Source organism: Mycobacterium sp. 1245499.0 (assembly GCF_001673615.1).
In the GTDB taxonomy this organism is placed as follows: domain Bacteria; phylum Actinomycetota; class Actinomycetes; order Mycobacteriales; family Mycobacteriaceae; genus Mycobacterium; species Mycobacterium europaeum_A.
Genome location: NZ_LZMG01000296.1, coordinates 22825 through 34911 on the forward strand (window position 1 = coordinate 22825; position 12087 = coordinate 34911).

General features: G+C 69.9%; 10 protein-coding genes. 3 read left to right on the top strand and 7 right to left on the bottom strand.

Annotation, left to right across the window (positions count from 1 at the left end):
* Nucleotides 1-2: 2 nt before the first annotated feature.
* From A5646_RS17765 to A5646_RS17795, 7 genes are all read right to left on the bottom strand, one after another.
* A complete protein-coding gene (locus tag A5646_RS17765; protein ID WP_066881193.1) occupies nt 3-701 on the bottom strand; it encodes a YciI family protein in 699 nt (232 codons plus the stop codon).
* A 102-nt stretch (nt 702-803) separates the two neighbouring features.
* Nucleotides 804-1700, bottom strand: coding sequence for a hydroxymycolate synthase MmaA4 (gene mmaA4, locus A5646_RS17770; RefSeq protein ID WP_066869222.1), 897 nt, complete (start codon nt 1698-1700; stop codon nt 804-806).
* Between the two features lie 236 nt (nt 1701-1936).
* Nucleotides 1937-2797 (bottom strand): cyclopropane mycolic acid synthase family methyltransferase, encoded by an 861-nt coding sequence (locus A5646_RS17775; protein WP_067023086.1) that lies wholly within the window; start codon nt 2795-2797, stop codon nt 1937-1939.
* Between the two features lie 88 nt (nt 2798-2885).
* On the bottom strand, nt 2886-3794 hold the full coding sequence (locus tag A5646_RS17780) for an alpha/beta fold hydrolase (protein ID WP_197505230.1): 909 nt from the start codon (nt 3792-3794) through the stop codon (nt 2886-2888).
* A gap of 8 nt (nt 3795-3802) precedes the next feature.
* The gene (locus A5646_RS17785) at nt 3803-5149 is read right to left on the bottom strand and encodes an AarF/ABC1/UbiB kinase family protein (RefSeq protein ID WP_066881167.1); all 1347 of its coding nucleotides are present in this window, start codon (nt 5147-5149) and stop codon (nt 3803-3805) included.
* Between the two features lie 41 nt (nt 5150-5190).
* On the bottom strand, nt 5191-5784 hold the full coding sequence (locus A5646_RS17790; RefSeq protein WP_066869485.1) for a DinB family protein: 594 nt from the start codon (nt 5782-5784) through the stop codon (nt 5191-5193).
* Between the two features lie 22 nt (nt 5785-5806).
* Complete coding sequence (locus A5646_RS17795; protein WP_066869233.1) at nt 5807-6328, bottom strand: DinB family protein; 522 nt, start codon at nt 6326-6328, stop codon at nt 5807-5809.
* 45 nt (nt 6329-6373) lie between these two features.
* On the opposite strand from A5646_RS17795, the gene A5646_RS17800 reads away from it, so the two are divergent.
* The 3 genes from A5646_RS17800 to A5646_RS17810 are packed head-to-tail and all read left to right on the top strand — an operon-like array spanning nt 6374 to nt 12080.
* Nucleotides 6374-10543 carry an NEW3 domain-containing protein gene (locus tag A5646_RS17800; protein WP_066881165.1) on the top strand — a complete coding sequence of 1390 codons (4170 nt, stop codon included), beginning with the start codon at nt 6374-6376 and terminating at the stop codon, nt 10541-10543.
* Nucleotides 10540-11157, top strand: a complete 618-nt coding sequence (locus A5646_RS17805) for a malonyl CoA-ACP transacylase (RefSeq protein WP_066881160.1) — start codon at nt 10540-10542, stop codon at nt 11155-11157. Before A5646_RS17800 ends, A5646_RS17805 begins: the two co-directional genes overlap by 4 nt.
* 5 nt (nt 11158-11162) lie before the next feature.
* Complete coding sequence (locus A5646_RS17810) at nt 11163-12080, top strand: ROK family protein (protein ID WP_066869243.1); 918 nt, start codon at nt 11163-11165, stop codon at nt 12078-12080.
* Nucleotides 12081-12087 lie beyond the last annotated feature (7 nt).

The following is a 12087-nucleotide window of genomic DNA, read 5'->3' on the forward strand; positions in this document are numbered from 1 at the left end:
GGCTACAGGCCGGAGACGCCCGCCAGCTGGCGCAGTTGCACGGTCGAGGCGGGAATCATCGAGGCGATCTTGACGGCCTCGTCGCGATCGGTGGCGCTGAGCAGATAGATGCCGGTGGCGATCTCGGCGCCCTCGACGTAGGGCCCGTCGGTGATGAGGACCTCGCCGTCGCGCACCCGAACCGTCGTCGCCGTGGACCGGTCGTGCAGGGCCGCACCGCCGATCACGTGATCGCCGGCGGCGGCGTGCAGGTCCGCGTGCTTGGCGGCCGTCGCCTCCCACTCCGGCGTGCCCGGGGTGTGTGCCGATTCGGCCGGCTCCAACAGCAGCGCGAGCCAGTCGTTGCCGGTCAGCTTGCGCGACGGCTCGATCGAGTGGACCACCGGCCACAGCTCGACCGCCCCGAATGCGGCCACCGGGACGTCGCGGGCCAGCGCGAGCGCCTCGTCCAGGTTTTCCGCTTCGAAGACGTAGTAGCCGCAGGCCACCTCGGCGGTCTCCGCGAAGGGGCCGTCGGTGACCACCGGGGCGTCCGGACCGCCGGTGACCACCACCGCGGCCGCGGCCGGGGCCAGCGCGTCACCGGCTTTGATGGCCGAGCCGGCTTTTTGGTGAAAGCTCTCGAAGGCCGCCATCGCGGTGGCGGCATCGTCGGGCGCACGGTCCTGCTCCTTGCTGATCAACAAGGCGAAGTACTGCATGGTCGTCACCTCCGGTAGTGAGCGAAGCCCTGTGCTCCACTCTCTACCTACTCGACGAACCGCGCAGCGCCAATCCGACAGGCGCGCAGATGTCAGGCCGGACTAGTTGGAGGCACCCGGCTTGAGGTAGGTGACCAGGCTGACGTCGAGCATCTCGTCGGCGAAGTAGTGCTCGCAGCCGCGCAGGTACTTGATGTAGCGGTTGTACACCTCTTCGGAGGTGACCTCGATGGCCTTGTCCCGGTTCGACTCCAGTGTGTCGCCCCAGATGTGCAGCGTCTTGATGTAGTGCGGCCGCAGCGAAAGCGGTTCGGGCACAACGAATCCGGCCTTCTCGCCATGATCGACCATCATCTGGGTGGACGGCAGCCGGCCGCCCGGGAAAATCTCGGTGACGATGAACTTGATGAACCGCGCCGTCTCGAACGTCAGCTTCTTGCCACGGGCGTGCAGGTCGCTGGGGTGGTAACTGACGCTGCTCTGGACGGTCATCCGGCCGTCGTCGGGCATGATGTCGAACGTCCGCTTGAAGAAGTCGTCGTAGTTCTCGTGGCCGAAGTGCTCGAAGGCCTCGATGGACACGATGCGGTCGACGGGCTCGTTGAAGTCCTCCCAGTTCTGCAGGCGGACCTCCCGCGAGCGGTCGCTGTCGACGGAACCGAGCAGCGCCTCGGCGCGGGCGTGCTGGTTCTTCGACAGCGTCAGGCCGATGACGTTGACGTCGAACCGCTCGACGGCGCGCTTCATGGTGGTGCCCCACCCGCAGCCGATGTCCAGCAGGGTCATGCCCGGCTTGAGGTCCAGCTTGTCCAGGTTCAGGTCGATCTTGGCGTACTGGGCCTCTTCCAGGCTCATGTCGTCGCGCTCGAAGTACGCGCAGCTGTAGATCCGGGACGGATCCTGGAACAGGCCGAAGAAGTCGTCGGAGACGTCGTAATGCGCCTGGATGTCCTCCGAACGCGTGCGCGTCTTCGTCGGGCTAGTCGGTTGCTCAGCCATTTTCGTCCTGTTCTCCTGGATGAGATCCACTTCCTATGACCCGCGCACCCATCCGAGGGGTCAAGTTTGACCAGCAACGATACCCAACGTCGTGGCGTGCTTCGGCAAGGGTGCAAGTGCGCGTCGCGGAGCCGACCGCGGTTACGCAGTCTACTTTTCCAGGGTGAACTGGTTGACGTCCACCCAGCCGAACCTAAGACGTTGGCCCGGCCGGTCGTGCTGGCCGGGGCCGGCCGCTACTTGGTGAGGGTGTACTGGGCGACGTTGGAGATGCCCTTGCGGAAAAGCTCCGCGCAGCCGGTCAGATAGCGCATGAAGCGGTCGTAGACCTCTTCGGACTGGATGGCGATGGCGCGGTCGCGATTCGCCTCGAGATTGGCCGCCCACATGTCCAGCGTGCGCGCGTAATGCGGCCGCAGGTATTGGGTGTGTTCGAGCGAGAAACCTGCCTGCTGGGAAAGGTCGACGATATCGGGTTCGCCGCACATCTGCCCGCCCGGGAAAATCTCCTTGCCGAGAAAATGCAGAAAACGCAGGTCGGACATCGTGATTTTGATGCCGACCTCCTTCCAGTGCGACTGCGGATGCGTGAAAATGCTGTGCATCAGCATGCGGCTGCCCTCCGGAAGGGTCTTATATGCCCAATCCCAGAACGCGGGCCAACGTTCCTTTTTGAACGCGTCGAAGGCCTCGAAGCTGATGATCCGGTCGACCTGCTCGTCGAACTCTTCCCACCCCTGCAGCCGGGCCTCGGCCCGCCGGGTTGTCGGGATCGCCGCCAGCCGCGCCTTGGTGCGCGCGTAGTGGTTCCGGCTCAGCGTGATGCCAATGACATTGACGTCGTATTTCTCCAGCGCACGGACCACGGCACCGCCCCAGCCGCACCCGACGTCGAGCACCGTCATCCCCGGCTCGAGATTCATCTTGTCCAGGGCCAGATCGATCTTCGCGAGCTGCGCCTCTTCCAGCGTCATGTCGTCGTTCTTGAAGTAGGCGCAGGTGTACACCATGTTCGGGTCCAGGAACAGCGCGAAAAAGTCGTCTGAAATGTCGTAGGTTGCCTGCGACTCTTCGTAATACGGCTTCAGCTTGGCCAATTGAGACACCCACCCTTCTGTGCCAACCGTACAGCCCTGCGACATGGACTGAAAATCGCGGGGATGCGTTTCTACCGAATGATTTTGGCTAACCGGCCCTGTCGAAGTTTTTCGTCAACACGTCGATCACCTGATCCCACAACTGCTGTGGAAGATCATGGCCCATGCCGTCGAATGTCACCAATCGGGCGCCATCGATCGCCCGCGCCACGGCGCGGCCACCGAACGGCCGCATCAGCTTGTCCGCCCGGCCGTGGATCACCACCGTGGGGGCGGTGGTCTGCCGGTTGTAGCGACGCAGGCTGCCGCTGCCCAGCACCGCCCCGAAATGCCTCGCGACGCCCTGCGGGTAGTAGTTGCGGTCGTAGCCCTCGGCGGCCTCGGCGCGGGCCTGCTCTTCGGGCACCCGGTAGCGCGGGCTGCCGATGATGTTGCCGACGCGCACCGCGTTGTCGATGATCACCTCGCGCGGCGCGTCGGGCGGCGGGCCCTTGAGCAGCGCCAGCAACGCACGCGGGGCCGGCGGCGGCAGCAGCGCCGAGTTGTTGCTGGAAAAGATGATCGCGAGGGACTTGGTCCGCTCCCGGAATCGCGCGGCGAAGATCTGCGCGATCATGCCGCCCATCGACGCCCCGACGATGTGGGCGCGGTCGATCCCCAGCTGGTCCAGCACGGCGGCGGCGTCGTCGGCCATGTCCTCGAGCCGGTAGGCCGACCGGCTGGGCAGACCCAGCCAGGACCGCACCAACTTGACCACCAGCGGCTGACCCGAGCTGCGGTGTTGGGTCTTGCTGGACAGGCCGACGTCGCGGTTGTCGTACCGGATGACCCGCAGACCGTGGCCGACCAGCTTCTCGCAGAACGCGATCCGCCACAGCAGCAGCTGGGCGCCCAGGCCCATGATGAGCAGGACGGGCGGGTCGTCGATGTCGCCCATGTCCTCGTAATACAGCTTCAGATCGCCGGAAATGGCATGCCCCGTGCGGACCTGCACCAGAAAAGCTCCTATACCTCGATGTCGGAGGAGTGCTCGCGGCTGACTTCGACCATGAAGTTCGCGAAATAGCCGGTCAGTTGCGGATCCGACATCATCTGCCACTTGGGCGCCAGCAGCTTCATGTACCGCTCGACGTAGAGGAATTGCTTGCCGATCAGCACCAGCTCGCGGGGAAGCTTGACGTCGTAGGCGTCGGCCAGCGCCGACAGCTGCCGGCCGATGTCCGCGTAGGACATGTCGCCCAGGGTCTGCATGGTCAGCGGGGTGGCGAACTTCTCCAAATCCTTGGCGGCCTCGGCCTCCGGCTTCATGGTGCCGACGGCGCCCATCAGCACCACGATCTTGCCCGCCGCTGCGTGGTCCTTCTTGACCAGCAGCGCGTACACCAGCTCGCGCAGCAACCAGCGGGTGCGGGGATCGATGCGGCCCATGATCCCGAAGTCGAAGAAGACGATGCGACCCTGGTCGTCGACGTAGAGGTTCCCCGCGTGCAGGTCGCCGTGGAACAACCCGTGCCGCAGCCCGCCCTCGAACAGTGAGAACAGCAGCGCCTTCACCAGCTCGGTGCCGTCGAACCCGGCCTTGCGGATGGCGGCGACGTCGTCGATGCGGATCCCGTGCACCCGCTCCATCGTCAGCACGCGGTCGCTGGTGAAGTCCCAGAACACCTGCGGCACCCGGATGTTCTTGCCGAGCGGGGAGGCGTGCAGGTGCGCCACCCACGCCTCCATCGACTGCGCCTCCAGCCGGAAGTTCAGCTCCTCGGCCAGGTTGTCGGAGAAGTCGGCGACCACGTCTTGCGCCGAGAGCCGGCGGCCCAGCTTGGCCAGTTCGACGGCCTGGGCAAAACGCTTGAGGATCTGCAGGTCGGCCGCGACCCGGCGCCGGATGCCCGGGCGCTGGATCTTGACGACGACCTCCTCGCCGGTGTGCAGGGTGGCGTAGTGCACCTGCGCGATCGACGCCGACGCGAACGGCGTCTCGTCCCATTTGGCGAACAACTCGGACGGGTCGCCGCCGAGATCCTCGACGAAAAGCTTGTGCACTTCCTCGGAGTCGGCGGGCGGTACCCGGTCGAGCAGGCCGCGGAACTCGCGGGACAGCGATTCGCCGAACGCCCCGGGACTGGACGCGATGATCTGTCCGAATTTGACGTACGTCGGCCCCAGGTCGGCGAAGGTCTGCGGGAGCTGCTTGATCACCTTCTGCTGCCACGGGCCGCGACCCGGCAGCTTGGTGATGATGCGAGCGGCGGTGCGGGTGACCTGCCAACCTGTCACGGCGACCCGGGCCGCTTCGACCGGCAACGGCACCCGGTCGAGCTTGGCCCCCTCTCGGTGTTTGGTAGAGCTCATCAGTGCAGTGTGCCAAATGGGCGCGGATGAGTCCCAATCCTCTAACCCGGGCGCTCACCGCTATCGCCGGGTTTCCAGGGCTGCACCCAGCCCTCGATCGCCCAGCCCTCCCGCGCGGCGATCAGCTCGTACATGGTGGCGCCGTCGATCGTCTCCCGGATGATGTCGGCATGCCCGGCATGCCGGGCCAGCTCGTTGATCACGTGCAGGATCACCCAGCGCACCGACCAGGCCCGCTGGTCCTTGGGAAACCACGGGATGTCCCGCGGGACGGGCACCGCGGCGTCCAGGTCCGCGGACTCCACCAGCCGCAGCGTCGTCGCGTTCTGGGCCCTGAACGCGTCCAGCAGCCCGGCCAGCGTCTCGTCGGGCCGCATCACGTGCTGATCGGCGAACTCCCTGCTGATCTGCTCGAACGGACGGGGGTCTTTCGGCGGCGCGCCGGGCGCGGCGGCCACCCGCGCCATCCAGGTGCGCTGCATGCCGGTGGCGTGCTTGACCAGCCCGCCGATCGACAGCGCGCTGACCGAGGGCGTAGAGCGGGCCTGATCGTCGGTGAGGCCGTGGCTGACGGCGAAATACGCGCTCTGGTGATAGGCCAGGAATTCGCGCAGGGCGCTGCGTTCGTCGGCCACCGGCGGGGCGAGGGCGGGCATGTCAATCCTTCCTGTTGTGGACGTAAAGGTCGCGCAGGCAAGCAATTTCGGCGCCGTGATGGATCGCTTCTCGATTGATGTGCAAAACCAGCTCGGTCAGCGGGTAGTCGGCGTATGGCCCTTCGGCCGCGCCGCAGCGGCGGGTCAGGTCGGCGGCGGACAGCGAGCGCACGCCGGTGATCCACCTCGCGTACGTCTCGTCGAGCTGCCGCAGCGCGGTGGCGGCCTCGGTCGCATAGTCCCAACTCTGGTAGTCGGCCGGCGGTCCGCCGAAATGGTGATGGGCACGCATCGCGAATACGCCGACGATGACGTGCGCCATGCGCCACGCGATCGTGGTGAACGGTGCCGGGCTGGGCGCCGGGAACGCGAAATCGATCGACCCGTCCGGATGCACGGTCCAGCAGTCGGGCACGGGCTGCCAGAAGTACTCGTCGTCGGTCAGGCCGTCCAGGCGCGGGCGCAATTGGTTGTGCCAGTGCCAGTCGAGTTGATCGGCCAGTTGGGTGGTCAAATCCGCCATGACGGTCAGCTTTCCAGCAACCCCGCGTCGCCGTAAGGTGCGGGCATGCAGGTGACTTCGGTGGCCTCGACCGAACTGTTCGTCGGACCGCCGGACACCCCGCTGCAGCTGGTGCGGGTCACCCTCGCGGGGGTGAGCGGGCCGACGTCGGTCCGCATCGACGGGGACGGGCTGACGGGCGAAGCGGTCGCCGATCTCAGCGACGAGGTCGTCGAGGTCCCCGTCACCGTTCACGGTCCCGTCGTCGGGCAACGCCGGCCGGCGCGGGCGCACGTCGGCGGCCAGCGGCTGCCGTTCGAGTTCACCGTGGCCGAGCCCGGCTGGACGATGTTCATGGTCAGCCACTTCCACTACGACCCGGTGTGGTGGAACACCCAGGGCGCCTACACCAGCGAGTGGACCGAGGACCCGCCGGGGCGGGCCCGCCAGCGCAACGGGTTCGACCTGGTGCACGCCCATCTGGAGATGGCGCGCCGCGATCCCGACTACAAGTTCGTGCTGGCCGAGGTCGACTATCTCAAGCCGTACTGGGACACCCGCCCCGAAGACCGGGCCGACCTGCGCCGGTTCATCGACCAGGGCCGCGTCGAGGTGATGGGCGGCACCTACAACGAACCCAACACCAACCTCACCAGCCCGGAAACGACGATTCGCAACCTGGTGCACGGCATGGGTTTTCAGCGCCACGTCGTCGGGGCTGACCCGGCGACCGCCTGGCAGCTGGACGTGTTCGGCCACGACCCGCAGTTCCCGGGCATGGCCGCCGATGCCGGGCTGACGTCGAGTTCGTGGGCCAGGGGACCGCACCACCAGTGGGGTCCCGCGCTGGGCGACGGCGACGTGGAGCGCATGCAGTTCGCCAGCGAGTTCGAATGGATCTCGCCGTCGGGCCGCGGGCTGCTTACCCACTACATGCCGGCGCACTATTCGGCGGGGTGGTGGATGGACTCCGCGGCGTCGCTGGGCGAGGCCGAGGAGGCGACGTGCGAGCTCTTCGACCAGCTCAAGAAGGTCGCGTTGACCCGCAACGTGTTGCTGCCGGTCGGCACCGACTACACCCCGCCCAACAAGTGGGTCACCGAGATCCACCGCGACTGGGCCGCCCGCTACACGTGGCCGCGGTTCGTGTGCGCGCTGCCCAGCGAGTTCTTCGCGGCGGTGCGCGCCGAGCTGGGGCGGCGCGACTGCGTGCCGTCGCCGCAAACCCGGGACATGAACCCGATCTACACCGGCAAGGACGTGTCCTACATCGACACCAAGCAGGCCAACCGGGCCGCCGAGACCGCCGTCCTGGCGGCCGAGCGTTTCGCGGTCTTCGCCGGGCCGCTGACCGGCGCCCCTTACCCGCAGGCCGCGCTGGCCAAGGCGTGGGTGCAGCTGGCCTACGGCGCGCACCACGACGCCATCACCGGGTCGGAATCCGACCAGGTGTACCTGGACCTGCTGACCGGGTGGCGCGACGCCTGGGAGCTGGGCCGCGCGGCCCGCGACAGCTCGCTGGCCCTGCTGTCCGGCGCCGTGGGCGGGGGCGGGGGCGACGTGATCGTGTGGAATCCGCTGAGCTGTCCGCGCACCGACGTCGTCACCGCCCACCTCGACCGGCCGGTCGGCGCCGGGGTCCGGGTGCTCGACGCCGACGGTGCCGAGCTGGCGGCGCACGTCGAGCACGGCGGGCGGTCGGTCAGCTGGTTGGCCGGCGAGGTGCCGTCGCTGGGTTGGCGGGCCTACCGGCTGGTCCCCGGTGAAGGCGGCGAACCGGCCGGCTGGGAACCGGTGCCGGGAACGGCGATCCGCAACGAGCACTACCGGATCGAGGTCGACCCGGTGCGCGGCGGGGGCGTCGCCTCGCTGATCCAGGACGGGCGCGAACTGATGGCAGCCGGGCGGGTGGGCAACGAGCTCGCCGTCTACGAGGAATACCCGGCGCACCCGAGCCAGGGCGAGGGCCCGTGGCATCTGCTGCCCAAGGGGCCGATGGTGTGCTCGTCGGAAGGCCCCGCAGACGTGCGGGCCTGGCACGGGCCGCTGGGTCAGCGGCTGGTGGTGCGGGGCCGGATCGGGTCGCTGCTGCGCTACACCCAAACCCTGACGTTGTGGCGCGGGGTCGCGCGGGTGGACTGCCGCACCACGATCGACGAGTTCACCGGCGCCGACCAGTTGGTGCGGCTGCGCTGGCCGTGCCCGGTGCCGGGCGCCATGCCGATCAGCGAGGTGGGCGACGCCGTCATCGGCCGCGGTTTCGCCCTGCTGCACGACGGATCGCGCGCCATGGACACCGCCCAGCACCTGTGGACCCTGGACAACCCGGCGTACGGCTGGTTCGGCCTGTCCTCGGCGGCCCGGGTCCGAATCTCGGGCGCCGACGTGCGGGCGATAGCGGTCGCCGAGGTGGTGTCGCCGACGGAGACGCTGTCGGGGCCGCTGGCCCGGGAGTTGATGGTCGCGCTGGTCCGCGCCGGCGTCACGGCCACCTGCGGCGGCGCCGACAAGCCGCGCTACGGCAACCTCGCAGTCGATTCCAACCTGCCCGACGCGCGCATCGCGCTGGGCGGGCCCGGTCGCAACGCCTTCGCCGCGGCCGTGTTGGCCGAGGCCCCGGCGCACGCCGAGGAGCTGGACCGCCAGTTGGCGGCGACCGGCCGGGCCCTCGTGTGGGTGCCCGCCGAGACGCCGCTGGACGCGGTGTGGGTGCCCGACGCCGACCTGCGTCCGCCGCGGGCGTTGCCGGTGCTGATCATCGACGGCGGCGACGACGACCAGCTACGGGCCGCGATCGCCGCGGTGGTCGACGACCTCGGCGACGCCGAGATCGCCGTCGCCCAGCAAGCGGCGGCAGAAACGGGCGCTTTCGAGGACCGCACCGTCGCCCTGCTCAACCGCGGGGTGCCCAGCTTCGCCGTCGACACCGAGGGCACCCTGCACACCGCGCTGATGCGGTCCTGCACCGGTTGGCCGTCGGGCATCTGGATCGACGACCCGCGCCGCACCGCGCCGGACGGCTCCAACTTCCAACTGCAGCACTGGACGCACCACTTCGACTACGCGTTGGTCAGCGCGGCGGGTGACTGGCGGCGCGCCCGGATCGCCACCCACAGTGCGCAGTTCTCCCAGCCGCTGCTCGCCGTCACGCCGGACCGCCGCGGGGGCGCGCTCCCGCCGGCCGGGTCGCTGCTGCGCGTCGAGCCCGCCGAATCGGTACAGCTGGCCGCCCTCAAGGTGGCCGGCAATCCGCTGACCGCGGGCAGCGCGGCGCCGCTGGACCCGAACGCGGTCGCCCTGCGCCTGGTGGAGACCACCGGCGCGGGCACGCCCGTCGTTCTTAAGTCCGACGTCGCGACGCTGACCAGCCTGCACCGCGCCGACCTGCTGGAATCGCGCGCCGAACCCGTATCGTCGGTCGAGCTGCACGGCTATGAGGTGGCGACCGTGCTGGCCCGGTTCGACGCGTCCCGGGCGGCGACCGGCGCCGCCGCGCCGGCCCCGCACGCCGAGGCCGCGCAGCCGCTGTACGCGCGGTATTGGCTGCACAATCGCGGCCCCGCGCCCCTCGGCGGGCTACCGGCGGTCGCCCATTTGCACCCGGTGCAGCTGACCGCCCAACCCGGCGACGAGGTGACGCTGCGGCTCACCGCGGCCAGCGACAGCACCGACGCCACCCTTCCCGGCGCCGTCACCCTCAGGTGTCCGGACGGCTGGACGGCCACGCCCGCCCACCTGCCCTTCACCCTGGGCGCCGGCGATCACCTGCACACCGACGTGGTGCTGAGGGTCCCGGCTGGCACCCCACCCGGGCGCTACCCGGTGCGCGCCGAACTGCGCGTCGCCGGCGAAGGCGTCCCGGCCTCCTGGCGACAGCCCGTCGAGGACGTGTGCGTGGTGACGGTGGGCGAGCCCGGCGACCTGATCTTCCTGGGCGGCGGCCCCGCCGAGGTCACGCTCGCACCCGGCGACGCGGGCGACCTGACGGTCACGGTCGGCAGCCACGCCGGGGCCGACCTGGCGCTGGAGGCCCATCTGATCAGCCCGTGGGGCACCTGGGAGTGGATGGGTCCCGCCGCGCTGGGCGCGGTGCTGCCCGCCCGCGGCGCCGTCGACTTAGTCTTCCAGCTGACCCCGCCGGCCTGGCTGGCCCCCGGCCAGTGGTGGGCGCTGGTGCGGGTCGGTTGCGCCGGCCGGCTGGTCTACTCGCCGGCGGTGAAGGTGACGGTGACATGAGCACAGACCGGATCGCGACCGTGGCCGGCCTGCCCGTACCGTCGGGCGTGCTCGACGCCGCCGAGGCGCGGCTGCGCGCCGGGCGCGATGCGGCCGCCCTGCCGGTCACCGGCACCAGCGAGGGCCGCCAACTGCGGCGGTGGCTGACCCAGCTGATCGTCACCGAGCGGGTGGTCGCCGTGGAGGCGGCCGCGCGCGGCCTGACCGCGAGCGGCGCCCCATCCGAGGCCGAGCTGCTGCCCGACGTGACCGCCCGGCTGGAGATCGGCAGCGTCGCCGCGGCCGTGCTGGCCGACCCGCGTGCCCGGGCGCTGTTCGCCGATGTCACCGCGGCGGTGCAAGTGGGCGACGCCGAGGTGGCCGCCTACCACGCCCGCAACCCGCTGCGGTTCGCCGCGCCGTTATCGGGCGAACACGGTTGGCGCACACCGGCGCTGGCCGCGCCGCCGCTGGACGAGGTGCGCCCGGCGATCGAAGGGCATCTGCGCGGCGCCGCGCGGCGCCGCGCATTCCGGCTGTGGCTGGACGAGCGGCGCGCCGCGCTGGTGGAGCTGACGCCCGGCTACGAGCATCCCGGTGACCCCCGGCAACCCGACAACACCCACCGGCACTGAGCGCCATGCTCACCCTCGCGCTGGATATCGGCGGCACGAAAATCGCTGCGGGACTGGTGGATTCGGGGGGGAAGCTGGTGTACACCGCCATCCGCCCAACTCCGGTCACGACCGCCCCCGACGACGTCTGGGCCGCCGTCGAAGCGACGATCGCCGACGCCCTGGGGACGGCGGACGCCGCCGTCACCGCGGTGGGGATCGCGTCGGCCGGGCCCATCGATCTGCGCAGCGGATCCGTCAGCCCCATCAACATCGGCAGCTGGGACCGGTTCCCGTTGCGCGACAGGGTCGCCGCGGCGGTGCCCGGGCTGCCGGTGGTTCTGGCCGGCGACGGCGTCTGTATGGCGTTGGGGGAGCACTGGATTGGAGCGGGCAAAACGGCGGGGCCCGACGCCCGATTCCTGCTCGGCATGGTGGTCTCCACCGGGGTGGGCGGCGGCCTGGTGTTCGACGGCGTCCCCTACTCGGGGCGCACCGGCAACGCCGGTCACGTCGGGCACGTGGTGGTCGAGCTGGATGGCCGGCCCTGCACCTGCGGCGGGCACGGCTGCGTCGAAACCGTCGCGTCCGGGCCGTGGATGGTGCGCTGGGCGCGGGAAAACGGATGGTCCGCGCCGGCCGGCGCCGGCGCGAGCGACCTGGCCGCCGCCGCGGCATCAGACCCGTTGGCGCAGCGGGCGTTTCAGCGCGGAGCCAACGCGCTTGCCGCGATGATCGCCTCCGTCGGTGCGGTGTGCGATCTGGACCTGGTGGTGATCGGGGGAGGCGTCGCCAGATCCGGGCCGCTGCTCTTCGACCCGCTGCGCGCGAAGCTCGCCGAATACGCCGGCCTGGACTTCTTGTCCGGGCTGCGGGTGGTGCCGGGGGAACTCGGCGGTGCGGCCGGTCTGATCGGCGCCGCCCGGCTCGCGGGCCTCGGCTGACCCCACG